The organism is Serratia sp. HNCC26DJ206 (assembly GCF_057180605.1).
On record NZ_JBXUGP010000112.1, the window covers coordinates 1 to 944 of the forward strand.

The 944-nt window shown below is 42.8% G+C and carries 2 protein-coding genes; both read left to right on the top strand.

The window, feature by feature from the left end; translation table 11 throughout:
- On the top strand, window positions 1–325 hold a 325-nt coding region (locus AC2A1E_RS24160), incomplete at its 5' end, for a fimbrial protein (protein WP_484385867.1).
- 120 nt (window positions 326–445) lie between these two features.
- The coding region (locus AC2A1E_RS24165) for a hypothetical protein (protein ID WP_484385868.1) at window positions 446–944 on the top strand (499 nt) is incomplete at its 3' end.

The following is a 944-nucleotide window of genomic DNA, read 5'->3' on the forward strand; positions in this document are numbered from 1 at the left end:
ACCAACAAAATTCCAACTGATCCTGAAAGATTGCCCAATCGCAACCAACGCTGTCGTTAAATTCGACGGTACCAGCGTTGCGGGCGATAACAGCAAGCTGGCGTTGACCGCAGGGACTGAAACCGCAGAAGGGGTGGCAATCCAGTTGTCTGATGCCAGCCAGAAAGTGGTCAACCTGTTTGAAAGCTCACAGCCTTACGCATTAGTTGCAGGTGCTGGCACTCAAAACAAACTGGACTTTGTTGCACGCTACATCGCTATCAGCAATACCATCGTTGCCGGTACCGCTAATGCTAGCGCCCAGTTTACGGTTGTCTACCAGTAAGCTCAGTAGCCGTTTACGGTAATACATATTAACCAAGGTCGTAATTAATGAGCGGCCTTTTTTAATATTAATAACTTTTATAGAGGACCTGTGCTAGCAAACAAGACAAAAGTAGCATGTGTGGAAAACAGCACTGCATTTCAAATCGCATTAATTGATGACTGTACGATGTCAACAATAGGCTTTGAGTCTTTGCTCTCCTGCATGCCGATGACCTGTAACCTTCATCACGCCAATGATTTAACTGCGTTAAAAAGCGCTCTGATTAAAGAAGAGATACAGATTGTTGTGATAGAACCTTTTAGTGCAGATAAAGCATTATTTCAGGTTATTGATTTTATCCATTGGGTCAAGCGTACTCTGCCTGAAATAAAAATTGTGGTATTAACACGGATTCAGGATAAGACGACGCTACGCTCTTTCTACAATATCGATATTCATGCGCTTATCTCTAAAAATGAACGACTTGGTGAAATATCGAACCTGATTGCTCAGGTGATTGAGAACAACAATGTTTGTAGTCCACACATTAGCAGGCTGTTAAATAGCAAAGCAAAACCCGTACACCCATTTTTGACGGAGGCTGAGCTTAGTGTACTGAACTATTTCTTACGTGGTA